The 26,464-nt window shown below is 38.9% G+C and carries 24 protein-coding genes, 1 tRNA gene, 1 pseudogene and 2 other annotated features; of the genes and pseudogenes, 25 read left to right on the top strand and 1 reads right to left on the bottom strand.

The genetic code is table 11. The features are described from left to right. Window positions 1-230: 230 nt before the first annotated feature. Window positions 231-303 (bottom strand) — tRNA-Thr (locus DW963_RS01405). A gap of 172 nt (window positions 304-475) precedes the next feature. Between DW963_RS01405 and DW963_RS01400 the strand changes: the two genes are divergently transcribed. From DW963_RS01400 to DW963_RS01290, 25 genes and pseudogenes are all read left to right on the top strand, one after another. Continuing rightward, window positions 476-1,183 (top strand): ClpP family protease, encoded by a 708-nt coding sequence (locus DW963_RS01400; RefSeq protein WP_117913560.1) that lies wholly within the window; start codon window positions 476-478, stop codon window positions 1,181-1,183. A gap of 20 nt (window positions 1,184-1,203) precedes the next feature. Beyond that, window positions 1,204-2,121 carry a radical SAM protein gene (locus DW963_RS01395; RefSeq protein WP_117913559.1) on the top strand — a complete coding sequence of 306 codons (918 nt, stop codon included), beginning with the start codon at window positions 1,204-1,206 and terminating at the stop codon, window positions 2,119-2,121. A 56-nt stretch (window positions 2,122-2,177) separates the two neighbouring features. After that, a complete protein-coding gene (locus DW963_RS01390) occupies window positions 2,178-3,605 on the top strand; it encodes an MFS transporter (protein ID WP_117913558.1) in 1,428 nt (475 codons plus the stop codon). Between the two features lie 15 nt (window positions 3,606-3,620). Then, a complete protein-coding gene (locus DW963_RS01385) occupies window positions 3,621-5,468 on the top strand; it encodes an alpha-amylase (protein WP_117913557.1) in 1,848 nt (615 codons plus the stop codon). Next, window positions 5,468-6,355 (top strand): tetratricopeptide repeat protein, encoded by an 888-nt coding sequence (locus DW963_RS01380; RefSeq protein ID WP_117913556.1) that lies wholly within the window; start codon window positions 5,468-5,470, stop codon window positions 6,353-6,355. Before DW963_RS01385 ends, DW963_RS01380 begins: the two co-directional genes overlap by 1 nt. After that, window positions 6,348-6,989: an HAD family hydrolase gene (locus tag DW963_RS01375; protein WP_012739541.1), complete on the top strand. Its 642-nt coding sequence runs from the start codon at window positions 6,348-6,350 to the stop codon at window positions 6,987-6,989. The genes DW963_RS01380 and DW963_RS01375 overlap by 8 nt, the downstream gene beginning before the upstream one ends. A 379-nt stretch (window positions 6,990-7,368) precedes the next feature. Further along, window positions 7,369-7,653, top strand: a binding site (T-box leader). A 99-nt stretch (window positions 7,654-7,752) separates the two neighbouring features. Further along, complete coding sequence (gene trpE / locus DW963_RS01370) at window positions 7,753-9,171, top strand: anthranilate synthase component I (RefSeq protein ID WP_117913555.1); 1,419 nt, start codon at window positions 7,753-7,755, stop codon at window positions 9,169-9,171. Further along, complete coding sequence (locus DW963_RS01365; RefSeq protein WP_117913554.1) at window positions 9,168-9,737, top strand: anthranilate synthase component II; 570 nt, start codon at window positions 9,168-9,170, stop codon at window positions 9,735-9,737. Before trpE ends, DW963_RS01365 begins: the two co-directional genes overlap by 4 nt. Next, window positions 9,737-10,543 carry an indole-3-glycerol phosphate synthase TrpC gene (gene trpC, locus DW963_RS01360; RefSeq protein ID WP_117913553.1) on the top strand — a complete coding sequence of 269 codons (807 nt, stop codon included), beginning with the start codon at window positions 9,737-9,739 and terminating at the stop codon, window positions 10,541-10,543. Before DW963_RS01365 ends, trpC begins: the two co-directional genes overlap by 1 nt. After that, window positions 10,527-11,180, top strand: a complete 654-nt coding sequence (locus DW963_RS01355) for a phosphoribosylanthranilate isomerase (protein WP_117913552.1) — start codon at window positions 10,527-10,529, stop codon at window positions 11,178-11,180. Before trpC ends, DW963_RS01355 begins: the two co-directional genes overlap by 17 nt. 20 nt (window positions 11,181-11,200) lie before the next feature. Continuing rightward, the gene (gene trpB / locus DW963_RS01350) at window positions 11,201-12,388 is read left to right on the top strand and encodes a tryptophan synthase subunit beta (protein ID WP_117913551.1); all 1,188 of its coding nucleotides are present in this window, start codon (window positions 11,201-11,203) and stop codon (window positions 12,386-12,388) included. Beyond that, window positions 12,388-13,182 carry a tryptophan synthase subunit alpha gene (gene trpA, locus DW963_RS01345; protein WP_117913550.1) on the top strand — a complete coding sequence of 265 codons (795 nt, stop codon included), beginning with the start codon at window positions 12,388-12,390 and terminating at the stop codon, window positions 13,180-13,182. The genes trpB and trpA overlap by 1 nt, the downstream gene beginning before the upstream one ends. Beyond that, window positions 13,182-13,505, top strand: a complete 324-nt coding sequence (locus DW963_RS01340; RefSeq protein ID WP_117913549.1) for a DUF3837 domain-containing protein — start codon at window positions 13,182-13,184, stop codon at window positions 13,503-13,505. The genes trpA and DW963_RS01340 overlap by 1 nt, the downstream gene beginning before the upstream one ends. Window positions 13,506-13,615: 110 nt before the next feature. Continuing rightward, window positions 13,616-13,867, top strand: coding sequence for an HPr family phosphocarrier protein (locus tag DW963_RS01335; RefSeq protein ID WP_117913548.1), 252 nt, complete (start codon window positions 13,616-13,618; stop codon window positions 13,865-13,867). Window positions 13,868-13,892: 25 nt separating this feature from the next. Then, the gene (locus DW963_RS01330; RefSeq protein WP_117913547.1) at window positions 13,893-14,249 is read left to right on the top strand and encodes a hypothetical protein; all 357 of its coding nucleotides are present in this window, start codon (window positions 13,893-13,895) and stop codon (window positions 14,247-14,249) included. Beyond that, complete coding sequence (locus DW963_RS13225) at window positions 14,234-14,380, top strand: DUF6465 family protein (RefSeq protein ID WP_158567434.1); 147 nt, start codon at window positions 14,234-14,236, stop codon at window positions 14,378-14,380. The genes DW963_RS01330 and DW963_RS13225 overlap by 16 nt, the downstream gene beginning before the upstream one ends. Before the next feature lie 199 nt (window positions 14,381-14,579). Beyond that, the gene (locus tag DW963_RS01325) at window positions 14,580-15,077 is read left to right on the top strand and encodes a CarD family transcriptional regulator (protein WP_117913546.1); all 498 of its coding nucleotides are present in this window, start codon (window positions 14,580-14,582) and stop codon (window positions 15,075-15,077) included. Window positions 15,078-15,112: 35 nt separating this feature from the next. Further along, entirely contained in the window at window positions 15,113-16,453 is a 1,341-nt protein-coding gene (locus DW963_RS01320; RefSeq protein ID WP_117913545.1) for an MATE family efflux transporter, read from the top strand. A 3-nt stretch (window positions 16,454-16,456) separates the two neighbouring features. Next, window positions 16,457-19,225 carry an FAD-dependent oxidoreductase gene (locus DW963_RS01315; RefSeq protein WP_117913544.1) on the top strand — a complete coding sequence of 923 codons (2,769 nt, stop codon included), beginning with the start codon at window positions 16,457-16,459 and terminating at the stop codon, window positions 19,223-19,225. A 5-nt stretch (window positions 19,226-19,230) separates the two neighbouring features. Then, on the top strand, window positions 19,231-19,578 hold the full coding sequence (locus tag DW963_RS01310; protein WP_117913543.1) for a hydrogenase maturation nickel metallochaperone HypA: 348 nt from the start codon (window positions 19,231-19,233) through the stop codon (window positions 19,576-19,578). 51 nt (window positions 19,579-19,629) lie between these two features. Beyond that, window positions 19,630-19,860: a binding site (T-box leader), on the top strand. Between the two features lie 162 nt (window positions 19,861-20,022). After that, window positions 20,023-22,673: pseudogene (locus tag DW963_RS01305) on the top strand (valine--tRNA ligase). Between the two features lie 24 nt (window positions 22,674-22,697). Beyond that, window positions 22,698-23,039, top strand: a complete 342-nt coding sequence (locus tag DW963_RS01300) for a PAS domain-containing protein (RefSeq protein ID WP_022098226.1) — start codon at window positions 22,698-22,700, stop codon at window positions 23,037-23,039. Window positions 23,040-23,105: 66 nt separating this feature from the next. After that, window positions 23,106-23,258, top strand: a complete 153-nt coding sequence (locus tag DW963_RS13220) for a hypothetical protein (protein ID WP_158567433.1) — start codon at window positions 23,106-23,108, stop codon at window positions 23,256-23,258. Window positions 23,259-23,348: 90 nt separating this feature from the next. Continuing rightward, the gene (locus tag DW963_RS01295; RefSeq protein ID WP_117913542.1) at window positions 23,349-25,289 is read left to right on the top strand and encodes an NAD(+) synthase; all 1,941 of its coding nucleotides are present in this window, start codon (window positions 23,349-23,351) and stop codon (window positions 25,287-25,289) included. 10 nt (window positions 25,290-25,299) lie between these two features. Then, entirely contained in the window at window positions 25,300-26,463 is a 1,164-nt protein-coding gene (locus DW963_RS01290; RefSeq protein ID WP_158567432.1) for a peptidylprolyl isomerase, read from the top strand. Window position 26,464: the final 1 nt, after the last annotated feature.

Genomic DNA, 26,464 nt, shown 5'->3' with positions numbered 1-26,464 from the left:
ACGTTGAAGCGGAGGAATGGCACGGAGAAGTCCAAAAAGTAAGTCAAAGCGTGGCGGATTGGACGTTGAGGTGGAGTGAGGAACGGATGAAGTCCAAAAAGGAAGGTCACAGCGTGACGGATTGGACGTTGAGGTGGAGTGAGCACGGAAGAAGTCCAAAATAGGAATGTATGCGTGCAAAAATGGACTTTATGATGCATAACAGCATTCATAAATTCCATTAGTTACAAAGCCACCTGCCGGAATCGAACCGGCGACCTTTTCATTACGAGTGAAACGCTCTACCGACTGAGCCAAGGTGGCATGTCTGTCTGCCGATATTGTGGCGACGAACATCAATTATTATATATATTAATTCTTTTTTTGTAAAGTCGTTATTTCACGGATATATAAGCCTGACATGATGAATAATAATTCTCTATACGGACAATTATAGATTAAGAACAGATAACTAGCAACAAAGAAGGAGGCAGCCATGAACACAATAGGTAATGATGAATCGGACAACAAGAAACCAGACAATGAGATATCAGACAACGAGAAATCCAACAACGGGAATACCGCAGATGACTACAAAGATGGTGCTGTCACGAAAAATGCTCTTCAGGTTATAACAATTATTGGAGAGATAGAAGGGCACGATAATCTTCCCGCAACAAGCAAAGCAACAAAGTATGAACATATGCTGCCTAAGCTGGCGGAGATTGAGATGGATAAAGATATTAAAGGTGTACTTTTTATTATGAATACAGTTGGTGGGGATGTCAGTGCGGGACTGGCACTGGCCGAGATGATTGCCTCAATGAAAAAGCCGACAGTTTCTTTAATAATAGGCGATTCACATAGTATCGGGGTTCCGCTTGCAGTAAGTACAGATTATTCATTTATAGTGCCAACAGCTACAATGATAATACACCCTGTAAGGATGAACGGAACACTTATCGGAGTACAGCAGACTTATGACTATTTCGAACGCATTTCTGACAGGATAACTTCGTTCATTGCAGACCACAGCAGGGTGAGCAAGGAAAGGGTTGAAGAAATGATGGTGGATACGACACAGCTTTCTAAAGACTTAGGAACAGTGCTGGTGGGTAGACAGGCTGTTGAAGAAGGTTTAATATGTGAAGTAGGAGGAATCAGCGATGCACTTGCAAAGCTGGATTCACTGATTGATAAATAATAATGCAATAAGGGGAAATTATGAAATGTAATATATGCCCAAGAGCCTGCAATGTAGACAGGAGTGTTAACAAAGGCTTTTGCGGAATGACTAATGATATATATGCGGCAAGAGCCGCTCTACATATGTGGGAAGAGCCATGCATATCAGGTGAACATGGAAGTGGGGCAGTGTTCTTTTCAGGGTGTACATTAAGGTGCATATTCTGTCAGAATTCTCAGATTGCTGCGGCACAGGTTGGAAAGAAGATAACAGTTGACAGGCTTTGTGACATTTTTCTTGAACTTCAGGACAAATGTGCCAACAATATCAACCTTGTTACAGCAACACATTTTGTACCGCAGGTTGCAGAAGCACTTATTAAGGCAAAGAATAAAGGACTTGTGATACCTGTTGTATACAATTCAAGTGCTTATGAGAATGTAAGCACAGTTAAGATGCTCGACGGATTAGTGGATGTATATCTTCCAGACATGAAATATATTGACAGCAGGCTTTCAGCAGAGTACTCAAAAGCACCGGATTATGCAGATGTGGCTAAAGCTGCAATACATGAGATGGTCAGACAGACCGGAAAGCCGGAATTCTTTATAGAAGATGATGAACTTGTGAAGAGCGGAAGAGTTGAAGCTGGGATTATGAAAAAAGGCGTAATTGTAAGGCATCTTGTACTTCCGGGAACAACTAAAGATTCCAAGGCAGTTATAAAGTATCTTCTTGATACATATGGTGATGAAATATACATAAGCATAATGAGCCAGTATACGCCATTTGAGAGACTAAAAAAACATCCACTCTTGTCGCGTAAAGTGACAAGAAAAGAATATAATTCTGTGGTAGATTATGCGATAGACTGCGGAATCAATAATGGATTTATTCAGGAAGGCGATGTGGCAGAGGAAAGCTTCATTCCTGAATTTGACTATGAAGGCATATGATTATATAATCGTAACGGAATTATTACAAATGTATTGTGTATTGGCGGGATTAATATATGGAGAATAAGCATGGGCACATAGAGCAAAACAGCGCCAGAATATGGCAGATTGGCTTGTTTTCTCTTAATAATACATCAACTAATCTGTTTCTTGCCATGATGGGATATGTCTCATATTATGCTAATGGAATAGCAGGTCTTTCGGTTGTCCTTATCTCGGTTATTCTTACGGGAATGAGAATATTTGATGGCGTGACAGATCCGGTGATAGGATATTTTATAGATAAAACCAATGGAAAATACGGCAAATTCCGGCCATATATTGTTATAGGATACTTACTCATGGCAATTAGCAGTCTTATTCTGTTCTTTACTACAAGCCTTGTTCCGGTTATTTTAAGACCATTTTATTTTATAATTGTATATTCAGTATACATAATAGGATACACATTTCAGACAGCAGTTGTAAAGTCAGGACAATCAGTAATTACTAATGACATGAAGCAGAGACCTATGATAACTTTTTTTGATTCAACATTTATAATGTTCGCACATGGTCTGGTTGCTTTCTATGTGTCAGTGTATCTGATTGAGAAATATAAGACATTCCAGTCACAGGCACTTTTCTCAGAGTTCGTAATCACAGTGGTTATAGCAGCCGGAATATGCTCATCACTGGCTGTAATCGGAATATGGGACAAGGATAATGTAAAGTACTTCAAGCTTGATGAGGATAAGAAGCAGCAGATACATTTCAGGGATTATGCGGCTATAATTAAACACAACAAGCCAATCAGAATGCTTGTTATTGCAGCGGCATCTAACAAATTCGCACAGATGGTATATGGTAATTCAACAGTTCTTGTAATGCTTTATGGAATACTGATGCAGAATTATCCACTGGCTGGTATAATTGGAATAATTGTTGGTATTCCCAACTTAGGAATAATATATCTTGGGATAGAGCATGCCAAGCGATGCGGACAGAAGAAGACACTTGTAAGGTCAACATTTCTTGCAATTATTTTTCAGACGATACTTATGCTCATGATGATATTTACTGATCTTACCAAAGTATCATTAAAGCATATTAATTTTATTACGGTTGCATTCCTGCTTGTATTTACGCTGCTTAACGGAGTAAAATCAATATCTAACAATATAGTTGTTCCTATGATTGCTGACTGTACTGATTATGAATATACACTGAGTGGACATTTTGTGCCGGGAATAATGGGAGCACTGTTTTCATTTATTGACAAATCATTTTCAGCACTTGGAACAGGATTTGTAGGAATAGCACTTGCGATATCAGGGTATTCTAAAGTTTTTCCGCAGGTGGAGGACCCGCTGACACCACAGCTTAAGTTTCTGACAATATTTTTCTATTGCATAATTCCGATAATAGGATGGGTTGTGACAATATTTATAATGAGATTCTATAAGCTGGATAAGAATACCATGAAGGGCTTGTATAAGAAATAGAGTGGAGAGTGGAATATGCTTATTAATAAAGGAAATCCCATGCTTATGGGATGCAGTAGATATAAGGACGGATATAATTTTACATATGAGGCAGAATGTGACAGTGCAGCTCTGCTGATTTTTGATGCACATATGAAGCCAAAAGAACGGATAGAACTGGATTCATCAATGAAATGTGGAAATATATTTTCAGTTCATGTGTCTGGCAGGAGGCTGGATACATGTTTCTACTGCTATGAGATAGATGGCTTAATGTATCTTGACCCATATGCAAAGGCGATAACGGATTGCGGAAGATTTGGACAGACGGACGAGAAAGATGTGTATCTGGCTGCGATTGATGTGGCAGATTATGACTGGGAAGATGACAGGCCTCTTAATTATGATTACAACGATTGTGTATTCTATAAAATGAATGTAAGAGGATTTACTAAGAGCAGGACATCAAAGGTCAGGGATAAAGGCACATTTGCAGGAATAGTGAATAAGATACCATATCTTAAAGAACTTGGAATTACAACTCTTGAGTTACAGCCTGCATATGAATTTGATGAAATAGGCCGTTTTCCACAGTTGACTGATACGATAATGTCAAAATACGGAGCCGGAACACATTACAGCGTGGATAAGAATACGCGAAAAATTAATTACTGGGGATATGTCGGAGGATTTTATTTCGCACCTAAGGCATCATATTCTTCAATTGCTTCAAAGCATCCGGGGGTATTTAGGGATTACACAGTTGAATTTAAGAATATGGTTAAAGAACTGCACAGAAATGGCATTGAAGTCGTTATGGAAATGTTTTTTACTGACGAAAGTACGGGATTTATCCTGCAGTGTGTAAGATACTGGGTTACTGAATATCATATTGATGGTGTACATGTATATTGTGATGAGTCAGCACTTAAGGCACTTTCACAGGACGCACTTTTAGCGGATACCAAGATTATAACTGTATACTGGAATGGTAAAACCGGAACGAAGAAGCATATGGCTAATTATAATAATGATTTCCAGAATATTGCGCGCCGACTGTTAAAAGGCGATGAGAATATGCTTGGAGAATTTGCAGCTATATCAAGAAAGAATGAAGCAAACAGTGCAAACATTAATTATATTGCCAACAACAATGGATTTACTCTTAATGACCTTGTAAGCTATGACAGAAAGCATAATGAGCTTAATGGTGAGAATAACAGGGATGGCGAGGATTTTAATTTCAGCTGGAACTGTGGCGAGGAAGGTTCGACAAGAAAGAGAAAGATTAAAGAACTAAGAATGCGTCAGATTAAAAATGCACTGGCATTTGTTTTCTTATCGGCAGGCACTCCGCTTATACTTGCCGGAGACGAGTTTGGCAATTCACAGAACGGTAACAATAATCCGTATTGTGTTGACAGTGAACTTTCATGGGTTAACTGGAAGGAAACTAAAGAAGGGAAAGAAATTCTAGAATGGACAAAGGCTCTTATACAGTTCAGACAGAATAATAAGATACTTCATATGCCGCAGTCACTTACTTTAAGTGACAGGGTATCATGTGGCTACCCTGATATATCATATCATGGAACTAATGCGTGGTATGCACAGATGAATACATATGACAGACATTTAGGAATTATGTATTCATGTGTATATGGGGATGAAGAAGACCACAGTCTGATATATGCTGCATATAATATGCACTGGGAGAATCACAGCTTTGCACTTCCTAAGATTAATGGTACATGGAAGGTTGATATGAGTTCTAATGTATCAGGTGCTGTGATTGAAGATAATAACAGAAGTGTATGTGTTGAGCCACGGAGCGTTGCAATACTCACAGGAACATATGAAATTCCTGCTAAAAAGGAGAAGTAATGGATATAAAGAAGCTTGCAGATGTCAAAGACAGATTTGCAGATTACGAGAAGATATTTAATTCAGGCGATTATGACAAAGCGGCAGATATATTATCTGCAATACTTGAAAGAATAGAAGAGTGTACGGACGAGCGTAAAGCTGGAACTATGGATGATACATTTGTGAAAAAATCGGACATGGACGGCAGACCAATATATATAAGCCTTAATCATGTTATGGAATATTATGTGTACGCATGTTATTTTGAACCGGAAACGGATGTGCTGTGTACAGAGCTGCCGGTTGGAGAGTACTACAGGACTTATGGCAGTCTGTGCCTGAAGTTATCGAAGTTTCGCAGAGCTGAGGATGCATTTAAGAAGGCTATATGCTGGAATCCTGTTGATCTTGATTCATATCTTGGACTTGCAGAATGTTATAAGAATCTTAATATGCTATCGAGATATCTTGATGTTACAAAGCAGGCATACAGATTCTGCTGCAGCCGCGCAACGATGGCAAGATATTACAGAAATATGGGATTTTATTATGTTGCCAGGTATAATACTGAGGCGGCAAGAGTGTGCTACACCTACAGCAATATATATTATAAGACAGATAATGCTGATAATGAACTTAAATATCTTGAGCAGGCATTAAATGACAGGACACCGGAATATTCTGTTAAACAGATGCAGGAAATACTTGATGAGAATGAGGTGGAACCAGGACCTGACTCTAAGACAATAGGAATTATATACAGAGTCGGTGAGCTTATGATGAATGATAAAGATTATAAGCTGGCTAGAGACTGCTTTTCAATTGTTTATGATATAACACAGGAAACACAGTTAAAGACATTGCTTGATGAATTAGATAAAGACCTGGAGGATAACAATGCTTAATAAATCTTATGATGGAATAATATTTGACCTTGACGGTACTATGTGGGACACAAGAAAGCCAATATGTGAGGCGTGGAATATAATACTTTCTCGTCATGAAGAGATTCACAGAACACCAATTGTCGAGACAGACCTTAACGACTGTATGGGACTTCCGATGTACGACATAGCTGCAAAGCTGTTTCCACAAGAACAAGAGCAGGTAAGAAATGCACTTATGGACGAGCTGTGTACATTTGAGAATGGATATCTTGCAGAAAGAGGTGGAATTCTTTATCCACAGCTTGCAGAAACTCTTTATACACTAAGCAAGAAATATCCATTGTATATTGTGAGCAATTGTCAGGATGGTTATATTGAAAGTTTTCTTACAGCACACCTTATGTCCGATTTCTTCAAAGATACTGAATGCTGGGGAAGGACATTTCTGCCAAAGAGCGAGTCTAATAAGATACTTATAGAAAGAAATAATTTAAAGAACCCTGTGTATGTCGGTGATACAGCAGGCGATGCAAAGTCTGCCAAAGATGCGGGCATAGATTTTATATATGCTGAGTATGGATTTGGAGACGTATCCAAAGACTGCTATGTTGCTAAGATAGAGAGCTTTGCAGAGCTTGCAGAGATATTGTAGGATGGGTTTTAAGCTGGAGTGTACTTTGGGGATTAAAGCTGTGTTATGATATGTAGAGAGCTGGGCTGGGATAGGCTGAGAACTGTGCCAGAATATGTGAAGTTTGGAAAAGACCTACGCAAGCAGGAAATTCAGGCGGTTGAGTAGGTCTTTTAAGCCGGAAAGCTGTGCGAGGACAGGTAGAGAGCAGGGAAAAGACCTACGCAAGATAGAAATTCAAGTGAGTGAGTAGGCTTTTAGCAAGAAATAAGATAAATTCAGCAGAGATACAAATCAATTAAACATTGCATTTAGCTCAGTCAAATAATATCAGGAAATTTTAAGCTTTTCTGCTTGACGGCAGATAAACATAGTGCTATTATAGGTGGCAGTTAAATATTTAAAGTCGATGATCAAAAGAGTACTTTCGGAAGGTACATCACAGAGAGCTGGCGGTGGTGGAATGTCAGCATGGAGAGCCGTAAGGAATGGGTTTGTGAGATGCGTAGATGAATTAGCAGTAGTTTACGACGCGGCCTCGCGTTACAGGGGAAGGATATATTAATTGTATCTGATAATGAGTTGAGCATACAGGTGGCATATCCGGTAAGGAGTGCCACCTTTTTTATTAATATTACAAGTATGTTCATAAATAAGGGTGGCACCACGGTAATTCGTCCCTGACAGGAATCTGTAATATACAGGTTTCTGTCAGGGACATTTTTTGTAAGCAGCAAGTCATGCGAACAAGAATAAACCAAGCCACACAGATTAGGGAGGAACTATGAAACGAAGATTAAGAGCTTATAAGAAGACGGTAAGTATTGTTAATGAGAAAGCTATTGAACTATACAAAGGACTTGGAATTGAAAAGAAGGGATTTCTTCTTGAAGGAACTGACAAGGAAAGCGGACAGTATACTTTTATGGGAGTTGAACCGAATGAGATAATCCAGTCAGATAAGGACAGCCTTGTTATTACAAGAAAAGATGGCAGCAGAGAGGTAAGAGAGGGCAATCCTCTTATAAGACTTAAAGAGTATTTTGATGAATTCGAGATAGTAAAGGATCCGGGAGAACTTGATTTCCTCGGAGGTCTTGTTGGAAGTCTTGGATATGATTATATAAGATACACAGAAGTCCTCCCTGATGATAATCCTGATGAGATAGGAATTGAGACGATACAGCTTATGCTTGCAGACAAGTTCATTGCTATCAATCATACAGCAGAAACATTCACAGCAGTAGTGCTTGGAGAGGATTCAGAGGAAGGCAGAATTAAGGCTTTAAAGGAAGCGGAGGAGCTTATAAAGACTGCAAGAGAGGGCGTAGATAAGTTTAAGGATGATAAGCCTGATATGTCACTTGAAGGTGTGATATTGAAAAAATCGGACACGCTTGAAGAATATAGCAAGAAGGTTAATAAGATTAAGAATTACATAAAAGAAGGTCATATATTCCAGACTGTTCTTTCGCAGAGATGGACAATAAAGACGGGACAGAGCGGTTTTAATCTCTATGAAAAATTAAGAGAGCTTAATCCTTCACCATATATGTATTACTTTAATTTCGGAGATTTTGAGATAATCGGAAGTTCACCGGAAATGATTGTAAAGCAGTCAGACAATAAAGTATATACATGTCCTATAGCGGGCACAAGAAAAAGAGGAGCAACAAAGGAACAGGATATTGCTTTAGAGGAAGAACTTCTTGCAGATGAGAAGGAGAGAGCAGAGCATGTAATGTTAGTTGACCTTGCACGTAACGATATGGGTAAGATAAGTGAGATAGGAACAGTCAAGGTTGACCAGTTCATGAATATCCAGAGATATTCACATGTTATGCATATTGTTTCACTTGTTGAGGGAAGAAAGAATGGAGAATATCATCCACTTGACCTCGTATCATCATTTCTTCCAGCAGGTACATTAAGCGGTGCACCTAAGATAAGAGCAATGGAAATCATAGATGAGCTTGAGACAGTAAGAAGAGGCCTGTATGGAGGAGCTACAGGATACCTTGATTTTGGCGGTAATATGAACTTCTGCATTACAATCAGGACTATGATTAAGAAAGGCGATAAGGTATATCTTCAGGCAGGTGCAGGAATTGTTGCTGATTCAAAGCCTGAGATGGAATATCAGGAGTGCTGCAATAAAGTAATGGCACTTGCAAAGACACTTGTTAAGGAGGAACATTTATGATTCTGCTGATTGATAATTATGACTCATTTACATATAACCTGTATCAGTTTATTGGAATATTTAACAGTGATATTAAGGTTGTAAGAAACGATAAGATAACAATTGAGGAGATAGAGGAGCTTGACCCTGAATCAATAGTTGTATCTCCTGGTCCTAAGAGCCCTAAAGATGCTGGAATATGTGTTGATGTAATAAAGCATTTTACAGGAAAGAAGCCGATACTTGGCATATGCTTAGGACATCAGTGCATAGGAGAAGCATTTGGCGCAACTGTTTCTTATGCAAAATGTATCATGCATGGTAAACAGTCTGAAATATATCATGATGGAACAGGAATATTTACCGGACTTGATTCACCAGTAAAGGTTGCAAGATATCATTCACTCGCTATAATTCAAGAGACTTTGCCAGACTGCCTGGAGGTTATTGCCAAGACACAGGATGGAGAAATAATGGCTGTAAAACATAAGGATTATCCGGTGGTCGGATTGCAGTTCCATCCGGAGTCAATATATACAGAGCATGGCAAGAGAATGATTGAGAATTTCGTTAATGGGGTGATTTAATGATATTAGATGTTATTGTAGAGGATAAGTTAAAAAGACTTCCAGAACACAAGAAAAGAATCAGCGAAGAAGAGATGACAAGACTTGCGATTGAGAGCCATAGAGTGTCACACAGCTTCTATGATGCACTTGCAAAGGATGGTCTTTCAATTATAAGTGAGTTCAAGAAAGCATCACCAAGTCATGGTAATATGAACAATAAGATTACTCTGGAAGAAAGAATAAAACAGTACGGCGAAAGCGCAGATGCTATTTCATGCCTTACAGAGGAAGACCATTTTAAGGGAAGTACAGAATATCTTAAGCAGATAAGACAGATGACAGACCTTCCGATTATCAGAAAAGACTTCATAATTGACCCGTATCAGGTGTATGAAGCAAAGGTTATAGGAGCAGATGCAGTTCTTCTCATTGCTGCGATTCTTGATGACAGTAGATTTAAAGAACTTTATGACCTTGCTTACAGTCTTGGACTTGATGTTTTATGTGAGGTTCATAACGAAGAGGAAATGCAGAGAATGCTGAATCTTGATGTGAAGATTATAGGAATTAACAACCGTAATCTTAAGACATTTGAGGTTGACCTTGATACTACGAAAAAACTTGCAGATATGGTTACACAAGAGATGAGAAAAGCTGGAAAACTGCTTGTATCAGAAAGCGGTGTTGCGGATACAGACGATATTAAGGTGCTGGCAAAGAGTGGAGCAGATGCACTTCTTATAGGAACAGTGCTTATGGAAGCACCGAAGCCGGAAGAATTAATATCAGAGTTTAAAGAGGTATATAATGCTGAAAGAAAATGATTCTTTAGTACAGGTTAAGATATGCGGACTTACAAGTATGGATGATGTACACATTATAGAAAAATATGGTGCAGATTATGCAGGTATGGTACTATATTATCCAAAAAGCAAACGCAATATTGACATTAATCTGGCAGCGGTGCTTGTTGCACAATTGAAGAAATCGGACATCAAGAGCGTTGCTGTTGTTGTGTCCCCCGATGTATCACAGCTTGAAGCAATACAGAATGCAGGATTTGATTATATACAGATTCACGGTGAATTAAGTGATGATGTGTATAATGCATGCAGTGTCAGGATTATAAGAGCCGTTAACATTAAGCATCAGTTAGAAGAAGATATATATCTGGAGACTAAGCGATGGCGAAGTCTGGATAAAATATATGGACTGCTTTTTGATGCGGGAGTTCCGGGGAGCGGTAAGACATTCGACTGGGAAAGTCTTAAAAAGGCGGACTGCGGTAATAAGAAATTATTCCTTGCAGGAGGACTTACACCAGACAATGTAAAAGCTGCGATAGAAGCAGTAAGGTCTGATGTTGTTGATATAAGTTCGGGCGTTGAATATGATGATGTGTCCGTTAAAGGAAAAGATGAGAGTAAAGTTAAAGCATTTATACAGAATGCAAAATTTTAAGAAAAAGAGGTAAAGAGAAAATGGCAGAAAGCAAGTATTATGGACAGTTTGGAGGACAGTATGTTTCAGAGTCACTTATGAATACTCTGGCAGAGCTTGAGAAAGCATTTGATGAGGCAATAAGAGACCCTGAGTTCGCTAAGGATTATATTTATTATCTGCAGGAATATGTTGGAAGGGCAACTCCACTGTATTATGCAGAGAGAATAAGCAAGAAGTACGGAGCAGATATCTTCCTTAAGAGAGAAGATTTGAACCATACAGGAGCACATAAGATCAATAATGTTATCGGTCAGATTCTTCTTGCAAAGAGAATGGGCAAGACTAAGGTTATCGCTGAGACAGGTGCCGGACAGCATGGCGTTGCAACAGCTACAGGCGCAGCACTTTTTGATATGGAGTGTACAGTTTTCATGGGTGCTGAGGATATCGAGAGACAGAAACTTAATGTATTCAGAATGGAAATGCTTGGAGCAAAGGTGCAGCCTGTAACAACAGGAAGCGCAACATTAAAGGATGCTACTAATGAAGCAATAAGAACATGGGCTGAAAGGGCAGAGGATACATTTTACATCATTGGTTCTGCTGTAGGACCACATCCATATCCTAAGATGGTGAAGGAATTCCAGAGAATTATCAGCACTGAGGCAAGAAAGCAGATTCTCGATAAGACAGGAAAGCTTCCTGACGCAGTTGTTGCCTGTGTTGGCGGTGGCTCTAATTCAATCGGAATGTTTGCTGATTTCATTAATGATAAAGACGTTGACCTTATTGGCGTTGAGGCAGGGGGCCTTGGTATTGAGACAGGAAAACATGCATCAGCAATGGCACTCGGACAGGTTGGTGTCCTTCACGGAATGAAGACATATCTTTTACAGGATGAAATCGGTAATATCCAGCTTGCACATTCTATTTCAGCAGGACTTGATTATCCGGGTGTTGGTCCGGAACATGCTTATTTAAGAGATTCTGGAAGAGCAAAATATGTTTCTGTAACAGATAAAGAATGTATGGATGCACTTATGGAACTTTGCAGAATGGAAGGAATTATTCCGGCTATTGAGAGTGCTCATGCACTTGCACATGTGTTCAAGATGGCACAGGGTGAATATAAGGGTAAGACAATTATCATGTGTCTTTCAGGCCGTGGTGATAAGGATGTTAATACAGTTCAGAAATATCTTAACGGAGAGGAGACTAACAAGTAATGAATAGAATAGAAGAAAGACTCGCAGCACTTAAGGAAGAGGGCAAGAAAGCATTTATTACATATACAACAGCAGGACTTCCGGATTATGATACAACTAAGAAGCTTATGTTTGCACAGGAGAAGGCAGGAATCGATATTATGGAAATAGGTGTTCCATTTTCAGATCCTATTGCAGATGGTCCTGTAATTCAGGATGCTTCATACAAGGCTATCCAGAATGGAGCTTCACTTGAAGGCACATTTACAATGATGGGTGAAGTAAGAAAAGCTGGTCTTAACAGCCCTGTTGTATTCATGCTTTACTACAATACTGTATATCATTATGGAGTTGAGAACTTCGTGAACAAATGTATTGAAAATGGTGTAGACGGACTTATCATACCTGATCTTCCATTTGAGGAGCAGGGCGAGATTAAGGGGATTCTTGCAAAGAATGAGAATTCTCCAATTCTTATCCAGCTTGTATCTCCGGTATCTAAAGGCAGAATTCCAATGCTTTTAGAGAATGCAAGAGGTTTCGTGTACTGCGTTTCACAGATGGGTGTTACAGGCAAGGGCGCTAACTTCCATTCACAGATAAGAGAGTATCTTACAGAAGTTAAGAAAGAATCTAAGATTCCAGTTATGATGGGATTCGGAATAAGAACAGCAGCAGATGTTGCCCCACTTGAAGATATTATTGATGGTGCAATAGTCGGTTCACATTTTATCAAGCTTCTTGAAGCTAATAATTATTCAGAGGAAGCTGCCACAGATTATGTTGCAACATTTAAGAAGGAGCTTAATGTCTGATGGTACCTATATTAGCTAAGCAGGCGCTTGCGCGCAAATGTGAATTTCCTAATGCGAAGATGACTGGTAATTATGAATGTGCCTATGCTCTTGGAGTTGTGTCAGGGGCGTTGGCAATTCCTAAAGAGGAGAATGCTGCTAATCTTGTGGAATTGAAAAACAAAATAGAACCACAGTATAAAAAACTATCTTCTGAAAATGAACAGATAAAAAAATTGATTCTTTTGTTGTGTGATTATGAACCTTCCGATATCTTTGATGAGCAGATGATAGAATTATATAATGATGGTTATGCAGACAAAAGCATTAATCTGATGGTCTGATAATAAAGGAATATTAAATAAAATCTAAATGCAGATGTTGACTTATATTTACTATTAGAGTATATTTACAAAAGTAACTGAAATTTAACGAAAGTAAGGTGTAATTTGTAATGACTGAGACAATCAACGTTGCTAACATTGATAAAGTACATAAGAATCCAATTGCTGAGCTTGTTCAGACGGCATGTCAGTTCGAAAGCCATATTGATATTTCATCAGAAGGCAAGAATATTAATGCTAAAAGCTTAATGGGAATTATGGCATTTGGATTAAGGGACGGAATGTCTGTTACTATTTCAGCTGAAGGCAATGACGCAGATAAAGCTGTAGAAACAATCAGGAAGTTTCTTATTGGGGAATAGTATTTTTATTAAGGAGGATGGAAACATGGCAAACATTGAGAAGAAGGAAAACATCGTATTTGGTGACGCTGTAAAGACAGCAGAGGTAAAGCCTGCAGAAGCTAAGACAGCTGTCAAGAAAACTACTAAGACAGCAGCTAAGACAGAGGCAGCCAAGAAGGCTGTTGAGACAGCAGCAGTTAAGGCTGAGACTAAGGTTGAAGCTAAAGTTGAAGAAGCTAAAGAGACTGTTAAGGAAGCAGCTAAGGCTACAACAAAGAAAGTGGCAGCTAAGAAGACAGCTGTTAAGACTACAGCTAAGAAGCTGTTGCCAAGAAAGAGGTTAAGACTGAGACGTTTATCCAGTATAACGATGAGCAGACAGATATGGATGCTGTATTAAAGAGAGTTGAAGCTGACCTTAAGGCACAGAAAGTAGCAGCTAAGGATATTAAGTTATACATAAAGCCGCAGGATGGAGCATGCTATTATGTTGCTGATGGAAAGGTTGCAGGAAGAGTAGATTTATTCTAATTAATAACCAGATTGATATTAGAACGTCGTTTGATGAGTAATTCATTGAAACGACGTTTTTTATTTATTATGTCATATGACAGATAGATTTTGTTTCGAATTTCCAGTAAAAATATACTTTGAAAAAATCTTAGAAATGTAATATAATATTAATAATTGATACGGATTTAACGAAGAATTGGAAGGAAGTACGGAGAGCATGTTTGAGATTGGTGATAAGGTAGTATACGGAGTTGTTGGAGTGTGCGAGGTTGAAAATATTGATACACCACCTATTAAGGGAATATCAGGGGATTATTATTTTCTTCAGCCAGTATTTGACAGCAAGGGAATTATATATTCACCCGTTGACAGCAACAAGGTTATGATAAGAAGCATTATGACTGTTAAGGAATGTGACAAGTTAAAGGAAAGAGCCAGAAATTGTAAGAAAGATGGAGAACTTTCAGAAAAGGTTACACCTATGCAGTATGATGAACATATGAAATCTCAGGATGCTTTAAAGCTTATGCATCTGATTCGTGCTTTATATGTAATTAAGAACGAGAGAGCCAAGGATTTAAGAAAGATGAAGTCAGCAGACAGCAGGATGCTGCTTGCAGCAAGGAAGCTTTTGTATGGTGAATTTGCAGCTGCCTATAATCAGGCTTTTGATGAAGTTGCTGAAGAGATGGATGCATATTTATCGGTAGATTAACTGGACTGAATTAAGAATTATATAGGAATATTTGTATGAAAGATTTAACTAAGGGAAGTATAACGAAACTTATATTCTGGTTTGCATTGCCGGTGTTTATAGGTTCGCTGCTTCAGATGACTTATAATCTTGTGGATACTAAGATTATAGGCTATGTTTTAGGAGAAAGTTCACTGGCGGCTGTAGGTTCTACTAATTCAGTGAACACCCTTGTTATAGGCTTTTTGCAGGGACTGACTAATGGATTTGCTGTTATTGCTGCACAGTTTTTTGGGGCAGGTGATACTGCTAATTTTAAGAGAACAGTAGCAGGTTCGTTCAAATACGGAATTATGATATCAGCAGGTCTGACAGTGGTTGTGCTGATATTTTTACGACCTCTTCTAAAAGTCCTGAATACTCCAGAGGATTTACTAAAAGAAGCTTATGACTATATATTTATAATATTTGCAGGCATGACGGTACTTATGCTATACAATGTCTGTGCGGCTCTGTTAAGGTCGATAGGAGATTCATTCACTCCGCTTATATTTTTAGGAATATCAGTAGTGCTCAACATTGGCGGAGATCTGTTTTTTCTTAAGGTTATTCCAATGGGGGTAAGAGGTGCTGCAGTGGCAACAGTGCTTTCGCAGCTCATAGCACTTATCGCGTGTCTTATATATTCACTTAAAAGATACGATATACTGTGGATTGGAAAGAAAGATTTTAAGATTGATGTCAGTCTGTGTGGAAAACTTATGTCTACAGGATGTTCTATGGGATTTATGAGCAGTCTTGTATCAATAGGTTCTGTTACATTGCAGAGTGCAATCAATTCATTTGGACAGGATATAATACTTGCCCATACAACGGCAAGAAGAATTTCAGAGCTTTTTATGATGATGTTCGGTGTGCTTGGAACTACTATGGCAACCTTTTGCGGACAGAATCTTGGAGCAGGAAAGTATGAAAGAATAAGAAAGGGCATATTAACATCTATTCTTATGGGATGGGTATGGTGTGTGTTATGTGTAATCACATCTTATACGGTAGTTCCTGCATTTGTTAAAATGCTTATAAGTTCGGATAATAGAAAAGTAATAGATACAGCAACACTATATTTAAGAGTGGATTCGCTGCTTTATTTTGTGACAGCGATGATAACTATCATAAGAAACTCACTGCAGGGAATAGGCGACAGGCTTACTCCTATCATATCAAGTGGGATTGAGCTTGCAGGAAAGGTTGTTATAACATTTACACTTGTTCCGTTTATGGGATACTGGGGTGTTATTGTTTCAGAGCCTATAGTATGGGTTCTGATGGTTATTCCGCTTATTGTGCAGTTAATAAAGAATCCGGCATTTGCCAGAGGAAAGAATAACGGAGGATGATTTATGGCAGAGAATACTAAGAATGTTGAATTTAAGAATCCACATCCTGAGCTTCCTGTAAGAGAACCGATTCTTAAGCTTGGAAAGATGATTACTGACAGGGCAGCAATAAAGCTTGGATTGGAGAAGCTCACAGCAGATGACCCTGAGTACTGGGGACTTGCAGCAATCTGTACTGATGAGATGGCTGAGGTTGCATTAAAGATGGGAGTGCGTAAGCCAAAGACACTTCCTGAACTTGTTAAGATTACAGGTATGGATGAGAAGTATCTTGAGGAGCTTCTTAATAAGATGGCTTTTAACGGTGTAATCGAGTATAACTGGGAGAATCCAAAGCACGAGAAACAGTATGTGCTTCCTATGTTTGTTCCTGGAAGTGCGGAATTTGCCAATATGAATGATACTGTCTTAGAGGAACATCCTGAGATGGGAAGATTCTTTGAGCGTATGAGCCGTATTCCTCTTGAGGGACTTACACATATGGTTCCACCAGGAGGTGCCGGAATCGGTATGCATGTCATTCCTGTACAGAAGGAAGTTGATATGTGTAATGAAGCCATCTCGCTTGAGAAGATTTCATACTGGCTTGATAAATATGAGGGCAAATATGCAGCAAGCCCATGTTCATGCCGTAAATCAAGAAAGACATTTGACGAGGGATGTGCAGATGATCCTGCTGACTGGTGTGTTGCTGTAGGTGATATGGCTGATTATGTCGTTGAGACTGGCAAAGGCGGAAGATACATCACTAAGGAAGAAGCACTTGAGATTTTCAAGAAGGCAGAGGATAACGGATTTGTTCACCAGATAACTAATATTGATGGTGAAGATAAGATATTTGCTATATGTAACTGTAATGTTAATGTCTGTTATGCGCTCAGGACTTCACAGCTTTTCAATACTCCTAATATGTCACGTTCAGCATATGTTGCACATGTCAACAAGCAGAACTGTGTTGCATGTGGACGCTGTGTTGAATATTGTCCTGCAGGTGCATTGTCTCTTGGACAGAAGCTTTGCAGAAAGGACGGCTCAGAGGTTACATATCCTAAGATGCCGCTTCCTTCAGAACAGAAGTGGGGCAGACACATGTGGTCAGAGGACTACAGGGACAAGAACAGAATCAATACACATGAGTCAGGAACTGCTCCATGTAAGACAGCCTGTCCAGCCCACATTGCTGTACAGGGCTATTTAAAGATGGCTGCACAGGGAAGATATCAGGATGCACTCGCTCTTATCAAGAAGAACAATCCACTTCCTGCAATATGTGGTTATGTCTGTAACAGGCGTTGTGAAGACGCATGTACAAGGGGAACTATTGATGAGTCAATTGCTATTGATGAAGTTAAAAAATATATAGCAATGTTAGATATCAATGCAGAGACAAGATATGTTCCAGAAAAGGTTGTTCCTGCAACTAAGGGATATTTTGACGAGAAGGTTGCGATTATAGGAGCAGGTCCGGCTGGTATTTCATGTGCATATTACCTTGCAGAGAAAGGCTATACTAATGTGACTGTATTCGAGAAGAATAAAGAACCGGGCGGTATGGTTGTATATGGTATTCCTTCATTTGTTATGGAGAAGAATATCGTACAGGCAGAGATAGATGTATTACGGGCTATGGGAGTTGAGATCAAATGTGGTGTTGAAGTAGGTAAGGATATCACAATCGCACAGCTTCGCGAACAGGGATATAAAGCATTTTATGTTGCAGTTGGATGTCAGGGCGGTAGAAAGACTGGCGTTGCCGGAGAAGATGCTAAGGGAGTTATGACTGGCGTTGAGCTTCTCCATATAACAACTGATGATGAAAGCTATAAGCTTACAGGTGACACAGTAGTCATTGGCGGTGGTAATGTTGCCATTGATGTATCCAGAACAGCAATACGTTGTGGTTCACCTAAGGTTTCACAGGTATCTCTTGAGACAAGAGACATTATGCCAGCACTTCCAGAAGAGATTGAGACTGCTGAATCAGAAGGTATCAATATTATTGGTGGCTGGGGACCTAAAGAAATCCTTACAGAAGATGGCAAGGTTACAGGCATCGTATTTAAGAAATGTACTTCTGTTAAGGATGCAGATGGAAGATTCAATCCACAGTACGATGAGAATGAGACTATGACAATAGAATGCAGCAATGTGATAATGTCTGTCGGACAGGCAATTGAATGGGGCAGCCTTCTTGAGGGTACTAAGGTTGAATTCTGGCATGGTAATTATCCTGTTGCTGACAAGGTTACATATCAGACAGCAGAGCCGGATATCTTTGTCGGTGGTGATGTATATACAGGTCCTAAATTCGCTATTGATGCTATTGCAGCGGGTAAGCAGGGGGCTATATCTATTCACCGATATGTACAGCCACACAGCTCACTTACAATAGGCAGGGATCCTAACTATTATGTTGAACTTGATAAGGATGATTACAGCGTTGAGAAGTATGACAATACAGGCCGCCAGCGACCAGCTAAGAAGTCAGGAGTTGATAAGCTGTCATTTAGAAGCAATGCAGGTGTATTCACAGAAGAACAGGTTAAGAAAGAAACTGCAAGATGCTTGGGCTGTGGTGCAACAATCGTTGATGAGAACCAGTGCGTAGGCTGTGGTATCTGTACAACAAAGTGTGAGTTTGATGCTATTCATCTTCAGAGAGACCTGCCAGAGTGTTCTACAATGAGAAGAAGTGAGGATAAGCTTAAGTATATTCTTCCATATGGTGCAAAGCAGGCAATCAAGATTAAATTCAAAAAGAAAAAGGACTAAAATGTATGCATGAATTAGGCGTAGTATTTCACATAATAGATGACCTCAAAGCAGTAGCCTTAGATAATGATGTTTCAAGCATATCTAAAGTTACAATTGAGCTTGGCGAAGTATCAGGAGTTGTAGAAGAATATCTTACAGACTGCTGGAAGTGGGCTTGCAAGAAAGAAGAACTTGTAAAGGACTGTGAGATGGAAGTCGAGATAATTCCGGGTATAACTTACTGTGAGGACTGCGGGGAAACTTATGAGACTGTGAAATACGCCAAAGTCTGTCCGAATTGTGGCAGTAAGCACACATATCTTATTCAGGGTAATGAATTTAATATTAAGCAGATTGAAGTTCCTGAATAAAATGCTTGCAATTTTTCTTGTCAGATATTAAGATAGAAAAGAATTTTATATTTAAAGGCATTGAAAAAGAGGAGTACATGTCCTTATCCGACAGAGAGAACCGTTCACTGGCTGGAAGATGGTTCAGGTAATAATGATATGGAAGGTAGCTTTGGAGCCGCATGGCTGAACTGTTGATTTAAGTAGGCTGTGACGTATTCCGCGTTAAGGAGTAATGAGGATTATCACAAGATAATTAAACAAAGGTGGTACCGCGTTAATAAGTTTATTTACGCCCTTTGCAGAGTATATGCCCTGCAAAGGGCTTTTTTGCGCGAGCAGCGATGAGAGAAGTCATGGAAAGTTCGCAGTCGTGCTTGCACGAACTGAGAACTTTGTATGGGTTCTCGAGGAGCACATAATTGGGAAAGAACCCGGAATGCAATATTAAAAAGGAGATTAATAATGAGCAAGGAATTGGAAAAGAATTATAATCCGTCTGAAATCGAAGACAGATTATATCACAAGTGGCTTGAAAAGAAGTATTTTCATGCAGAAGTAAACAGAGATAAGAAACCATTTACTATTGTAATGCCACCACCTAATATTACAGGTAAGCTGCATATGGGTCATGCACTTGATAACACCATGCAGGATATTATCATCAGATTCAAGAGAATGCAGGGCTATGAAGCTCTCTGGATTCCTGGAACTGACCATGCTTCAATCTCAACTGAGGTTAAGGTTACTAATGCTCTTAAGGAAGAAGGAATTGACAAGCATGAGCTTGGAAGAGAGGGCTTCTTAAAGAGAACATGGGAATGGAAGAAGGAATATGGTGGAACTATCACAAGCCAGTTAAAGAAGATTGGTTCTTCATGTGATTGGGACAGAGAGAGATTCACTATGGATGAAGGCTGTTCTAAGGCTGTTCAGGAAGTATTTATAAAGCTCTATGAGAAAGGACTTATATACAAGGGCTCAAGAATTGTTAACTGGTGTCCGGTCTGCAACACTTCTATATCAGATGCAGAAGTTGAGCATGAGGAGCAGGCAGGACATTTCTGGCATATTAACTACCCTGTAGCTGGTGAGCCGGGAAGATTTGTTGAGATTGCAACAACAAGACCAGAAACATTACTTGGAGATTCAGCTTTAGCTGTTAATCCGGATGATGAAAGATACACAGACCTTGTTGGAAAGGAAGTTGAACTTCCACTTACAGACAGAACAATACCTATTATTGCAGACCCTTATGTTGATAAGGAATTCGGTACAGGTGTAGTTAAGATTACACCTGCACATGACCCTAACGATTTCGAGGTTGGTAAGAGACATAACTTACCAGAGATTAACATTTTAAATGATGATGCTACAATCAATAATCTTGGTGGAAAGTACACCGGTATGGACAGATATGAGGCAAGAAAGGCTATGGTTGCAGACCTTGATGCACTTGGACTTTTAGTGAGAGTTGAAGACCATACACATAACGTTGGTACTCATGACAGGTGTAAGACAACTGTTGAACCAATGATTAAGCAGCAGTGGTTCGTTAAGATGGACGAGCTTATCAAGCCTGCTGTTGAAGGCGTTAAGAATGGTGATATTGAGCTTATTCCAGCTTCTATGGATAAGACATATTATAACTGGACAGACAATATCAGAGACTGGTGTATTTCAAGACAGCTCTGGTGGGGACACAGAATTCCTGCATACTACTGCAAGGATTGTGGTGAGATGACGGTTTCAAGAGAGACTGTATGTACATGCCCTAAGTGTGGAAGTGCTAATGTTGAACAGGATCCGGATACACTTGATACATGGTTCTCATCAGCATTATGGCCATTCTCAACACTTGGCTGGCCAGATAAGACACCTGAACTTGACTACTTCTATCCTACAGATGTGCTTGTAACAGGATATGATATTATATTCTTCTGGGTAATCAGAATGATATTCTCAGGATATGAGCATATGGCAAGAAGCCATTTGGCAAGGTATTATTCCACGGCCTTGTAAGAGATGACCAGGGAAGAAAGATGAGTAAGTCATTAGGAAATGGTATTGATCCGCTTGAGGTTATTGATAAATATGGTGCAGATGCATTAAGATACACTCTTATCACAGGAAATGCACCTGGTAATGATATGCGTTTCTACTGGTCAAGAGTTGAGGCTAGCCGTAACTTTGCTAATAAGGTATGGAATGCTTCAAGATTCATTATGATGAATGACCCTGACAATAAGATAAAGGCTACAGATGCAAGACCTGCTAACTTAACAGATGCTGATAAGTGGATTCTTTCTAAGATGAATGGACTTATCAAAGAAGTTACAGATAATATGGAGAAGTACGAACTTGGTATTGCTGTTGCCAAGCTTAACGACTTTATCTGGGAAGAATTCTGTGACTGGTATATTGAGATGGTTAAGTCAAGACTTTACAATGATGCAGACGAGACAAAGACAGCAGCTATCTGGACATTAAAAACTGTTCTTATAGATGCACTTAAGCTGCTTCATCCATATATGCCATTCATTACAGAAGAAATATTCTGCAATATTCAGGACGAGGAAGAGTCAATCATGATTTCTTCATGGCCTGTATATGATGAAGCTAACAACTTCGCAGCAGAGGAGAAGGCTATTGAGACAATTAAGGAAGCTGTACGTAACATAAGAAATCTTCGTGCAGACATGAATGTCGCTCCTAGCCGTAAGGCACTTGTATATGTTGTTTCAGCAAGTGAAGATGTTAAGAACATATTTAACAATTCACTTGGCTTCTTTGGAACACTTGCATATGCAAGCGAGGTTAAGGTTCAGGCTGACAAGGCTGGAATTCCAGATGATGCTGTTTCAACAGTTATACCGGATGCTGTTATCTATATTCCTTTCGCAGAGCTCGTTGATATCGACAAGGAAATAGAGAGACTTAAGAAAGAGGAAGGCAGATTACAGGGCGAAATCAAGAGATGTAACGGAATGCTTAACAATGAGAGGTTTACATCAAAAGCTCCTCAGGCAAAGATTGACGAAGAGAAGGCAAAGCTGGTAAAATATACACAGATGCTTGAGCAGGTAACTGAGCGTCTTGCAACACTTTCTAAGTAGTTTTCACGGATAAGGAGAATAATTATGGCAGAAGTAATGAAAGCAATTCCTTTTACACAGTTTTCTATGGAGATGAGAAGCGGTAAGATTATTGATATTGATGATGGATTTACGGAGCTTCTTGGATACACAGAAGATGATTTTGAGGCGGGAATTGTATTTAAGCAGTTCGTACCAAGCGTTGAGTATGAGGAAGTAATAACAGAGTTAAGAGAAAAGTTCATAGATAAGAGATATGTAAGCTATGTACAGGAGTTTGTTTCTAAAGATGGCAAGCCTCTTAAGGTAGTTGCATTCTATAAGATTGAGAATAAGCTCTTAGCTGGACACAGAGTAATAAAGGTCAGTGCAGCCGTAATTGAATAAGCATATATAAGGAATAATAAGACCTCTGCCGGTTCATAATAGATTTATGAATGGTGGAGGTTTTTTATGTTGGAAGATGAAATAAAGAAAAAGGTGACAGCAATATTATTGGTATTGGTGGTTATTATAAGCATGATAACAACGCTGGCAGGATGCAATGAGCCTAAAGAGCAGGAAAGCGGCGTGACACTTGTGTATCAAACGGATAATGAAAAGTGACTTTTTTGTGACCTTTATTGTAAATATAGACCTTGTCTGATATAATTTTAATGTTTGACAGAAAGAACATATATTGAAAGAGAGGGAAAATTGAAAGACGGATATATAAGAGCAGCAGCCATGACTCCGAAGATTAAAGTGGCCGACTGTGAGTATAATATAGAGAATATTAAGAGACTTATGAGTGAAGCACATAAGAAAGATACTGCGATAGCTGTTTTTCCAGAAATGTGCATAACAGGTTATACATGTAATGATTTATTCTTACATGACAGATTGTTAGATTCAGCATTAGAAGGTCTTGTTATATTAAAGCATTTTTCAGAAACTGTAAAAGGAATGATAAGCTTTGTAGGACTCCCGTATGAGATGAATGGAAAGCTTTATAATGTTGTTGCAGGTATTATGAATGGATGTATTCTTGGCATGGTTCCTAAGATGTATCTTCCTAATTACGGGGAATTCTATGAAAGAAGACAGTTTACACCTGGATTTAACGAATGTGTATATGTGGATGTTGATGGAGAAGAGGTTCCTTTTGGAAGTGAATTATTATTTACATTTGATAATAACAGAAAGGTTAAGATTGGCGTTGAGATATGTGAGGATTTGTGGACACCACAGCCACCAAGTATAAAGCATGCAATGAATGGGGCAACAATTATTGTTAATGCATCTGCAAGCAATGAGACAATCGGCAAGGACACTTACAGAAAACAGCTTGTTTCTGGACAGTCTGCAAGACTTGTATGCGGATATGTGTACTCAAGTGCTGGAGGAGGAGAATCCACTCAGGATATTGTGTTCTCAGCACATAATCTTATATGTGAGAATGGTGCAGTTCTTGCAGAAGCACATAAATTTGCTGATGAGTCTGTATATGCTGATATCGATGTCCAGAGAATATGCTCTGAGCGAAGAAGAATGAGTACATATGCAGTTGATGAGAACAGCACATATACAGAGGTGCAGGCACAGAATCTTATCAATAAAGAACTAGAGCTTATAAGATATTTTGATAAAGCTCCTTTTGTACCTTCTGATAAGAAGGAAAGAGATTCAAGATGTGAGGAAATTCTTAATATCCAGTCATATGGACTCAAGAAGAGACTTGAACATACGAATTGTAAGAATGCAGTAATCGGAATATCGGGCGGGCTTGACTCTACACTGGCACTTCTTGTAACTGTAAGGGCATTCGACCTTTGTGGTTTTGACAGAAGCGGAATACATTGTATTACAATGCCATGCTTTGGTACAACTGACAGAACATATAATAATGCTGTCAAGCTTACTAAGCAGCTTGGCTGTTCGCTTAGAGAAATCAATATCATGAAGGCTGTAAGACAGCATTTTGAAGATATCGGACATGATAAGAATATTCATAATGTGACTTATGAGAATGGACAGGCAAGGGAGAGAACGCAGATACTTATGGATATTGCCAACCAGACTAACGGCATGGTGATTGGAACAGGCGATATGTCAGAACTGGCACTTGGATGGGCAACATACAATGGTGACCATATGTCTATGTATGGGGTTAATGCATCAGTTCCTAAGACACTTGTAAGACATCTGGTACAGTTTTATGCAGATACATGTGGCAATGAAGATTTGTCAGCAGTACTTAATGATGTACTTGATACTCCGGTAAGTCCGGAACTGCTTCCGCCTAAGGAAGATGGTACTATTGCACAGAAGACAGAAGATCTGGTTGGACCATATGAGTTGCACGATTTCTTTATGTATCACATGCTAAGATTCGGTGCAGAGCCTGAGAAGATATTCAGAATAGCAAAGTACGCATTTGCAGGTGAATATGATGATAAAACTATCTATAAGTGGCTAAGAACGTTCACATGGAGATTTTTTGCGCAGCAGTTTAAGCGCTCGTGTCTGCCTGACGGACCTAAGGTTGGTTCGGTTGCAGTATCACCAAGAGGTGATTTGAGAATGCCAAGTGATGCAAGTTCACATGAGTGGATGAAGCAGTTAGACAGAATTAAAGAAATTAATGGATATGAATAGGGAGGACATTATGGCAAACAATAATACAGCATCAGAGAAGGTTGTTACTAAATACGACCGTAAGATGCAGAAAAGAAAAGAAGAAGAAAGAAAAGAAGCTAAGAGAAGATTTATTACCAAATGGGTGTGTATTGCAGTTGTAGCAGGAATAATACTTGGATGCGGTACAGCAGCCGGAATTAAGATTAACAGCATTTATAATAATTATATTGAAGTTAATGATGACAAGATAAGTCAGATTGAGTTTGATTTCTATTATGGAATTGCCAAGACTAACAATCTTAATTCTACTTTATATGGAACTATGACATATGGCGATTATTATTCATCTTATATGGGATATAAAACAAGCCAGTCAGATAAGAGCCAGGAATATTCAACTGATTATACATGGTATGATTTCTTTGCTAATACTGCAGTATCAACTATTAAAGAAACTAAAGCTTTATTAGAAGATGCAGATGCTAACGGATTTACATATGATAATGCTGATGCAGATTATGATGAGTTTATAGGTAAGATTAAGGATGCAGCTAATGAAGCTGATACATCATATTCAGATTACCTTAAGCAGATGTTTGGTAAGAGAGCTACAGAAAAGAGAGTTAAGGAGTTCTTAAAAGATTATCTTAAGAGCACAGCATATCAGAAGCAGTTAACAGAAACTCTTGCAGCAACAGATACTGAAGTAAGTTCATATTATGAGGACAATAAGGATACATACGATAAATTCGAGTACAGAACCTTTACAGTAAAAGCTAACAGTTCTGATACAGATGATATGACAGCTGCTAAGGAAAAAGCTAATGCATTTGCCGCAGGTGTAAGCACAGAATTAGATTTCATCAGCCAGTGCAGAGTATATGCAGAAGCTGGAGATGATACATATGCGGATGATGGAGCTTCTTTAGTTTCAGAGACTAAGAAGAGCAATATTGAGGAAGCTTGTGCAGACTGGATTGCTTCTTCGGAAAGAAAAGAGGGCGACCTTACAGTTATTGAAGATGATGACAATTCATGCTTCTATATTGTATATTACATAAGCAGATCATATGATGGTTCAGATGATGATACAATTAAGTCAACACTCATTAATCAGAAATATTCAGAGTATATCAAGAAGTATACAGATGAATATACAGTAGATGTTGAGAAAAGATTTACTTATAGATAAT

Origin of the sequence: Eubacterium sp. AM46-8 (assembly GCF_003466705.1) — a bacterium.
GTDB lineage: Bacteria > Bacillota > Clostridia > Lachnospirales > Lachnospiraceae > Lachnospira.
Note: the sequence above shows the minus strand (reverse complement) of the source record. Positions and strands in the feature narration are given on the sequence as shown.

Bases quoted from the DNA above. Each gene is read 5' to 3' on its own strand.
- DW963_RS01395 (WP_117913559.1), top strand. From the start codon at position 1,204: ATGAAATGTAATATATGCCCAAGAGCCTGCAATGTAGACAGGAGTGTT.
- DW963_RS01310 (WP_117913543.1), top strand. From the start codon at position 19,231: ATGCATGAATTAGGCGTAGTATTTCACATAATAGATGACCTCAAAGCA.
- trpA (WP_117913550.1), top strand. From the start codon at position 12,388: ATGAATAGAATAGAAGAAAGACTCGCAGCACTTAAGGAAGAGGGCAAG.
- DW963_RS13225 (WP_158567434.1), top strand. From the start codon at position 14,234: ATGGATGCTGTATTAAAGAGAGTTGAAGCTGACCTTAAGGCACAGAAA.
- DW963_RS01335 (WP_117913548.1), top strand. From the start codon at position 13,616: ATGACTGAGACAATCAACGTTGCTAACATTGATAAAGTACATAAGAAT.
- trpC (WP_117913553.1), top strand. From the start codon at position 9,737: ATGATATTAGATGTTATTGTAGAGGATAAGTTAAAAAGACTTCCAGAA.
- trpB (WP_117913551.1), top strand. From the start codon at position 11,201: ATGGCAGAAAGCAAGTATTATGGACAGTTTGGAGGACAGTATGTTTCA.
- DW963_RS01365 (WP_117913554.1), top strand. From the start codon at position 9,168: ATGATTCTGCTGATTGATAATTATGACTCATTTACATATAACCTGTAT.
- DW963_RS01385 (WP_117913557.1), top strand. From the start codon at position 3,621: ATGCTTATTAATAAAGGAAATCCCATGCTTATGGGATGCAGTAGATAT.
- DW963_RS01380 (WP_117913556.1), top strand. From the start codon at position 5,468: ATGGATATAAAGAAGCTTGCAGATGTCAAAGACAGATTTGCAGATTAC.
- DW963_RS01400 (WP_117913560.1), top strand. From the start codon at position 476: ATGAACACAATAGGTAATGATGAATCGGACAACAAGAAACCAGACAAT.
- DW963_RS01390 (WP_117913558.1), top strand. From the start codon at position 2,178: ATGGAGAATAAGCATGGGCACATAGAGCAAAACAGCGCCAGAATATGG.
- DW963_RS01375 (WP_012739541.1), top strand. From the start codon at position 6,348: ATGCTTAATAAATCTTATGATGGAATAATATTTGACCTTGACGGTACT.
- DW963_RS13220 (WP_158567433.1), top strand. From the start codon at position 23,106: ATGTTGGAAGATGAAATAAAGAAAAAGGTGACAGCAATATTATTGGTA.
- DW963_RS01355 (WP_117913552.1), top strand. From the start codon at position 10,527: ATGCTGAAAGAAAATGATTCTTTAGTACAGGTTAAGATATGCGGACTT.
- DW963_RS01330 (WP_117913547.1), top strand. From the start codon at position 13,893: ATGGCAAACATTGAGAAGAAGGAAAACATCGTATTTGGTGACGCTGTA.
- DW963_RS01290 (WP_158567432.1), top strand. From the start codon at position 25,300: ATGGCAAACAATAATACAGCATCAGAGAAGGTTGTTACTAAATACGAC.
- DW963_RS01315 (WP_117913544.1), top strand. From the start codon at position 16,457: ATGGCAGAGAATACTAAGAATGTTGAATTTAAGAATCCACATCCTGAG.
- DW963_RS01325 (WP_117913546.1), top strand. From the start codon at position 14,580: ATGTTTGAGATTGGTGATAAGGTAGTATACGGAGTTGTTGGAGTGTGC.
- trpE (WP_117913555.1), top strand. From the start codon at position 7,753: ATGAAACGAAGATTAAGAGCTTATAAGAAGACGGTAAGTATTGTTAAT.
- DW963_RS01320 (WP_117913545.1), top strand. From the start codon at position 15,113: ATGAAAGATTTAACTAAGGGAAGTATAACGAAACTTATATTCTGGTTT.
- DW963_RS01300 (WP_022098226.1), top strand. From the start codon at position 22,698: ATGGCAGAAGTAATGAAAGCAATTCCTTTTACACAGTTTTCTATGGAG.
- DW963_RS01340 (WP_117913549.1), top strand. From the start codon at position 13,182: ATGGTACCTATATTAGCTAAGCAGGCGCTTGCGCGCAAATGTGAATTT.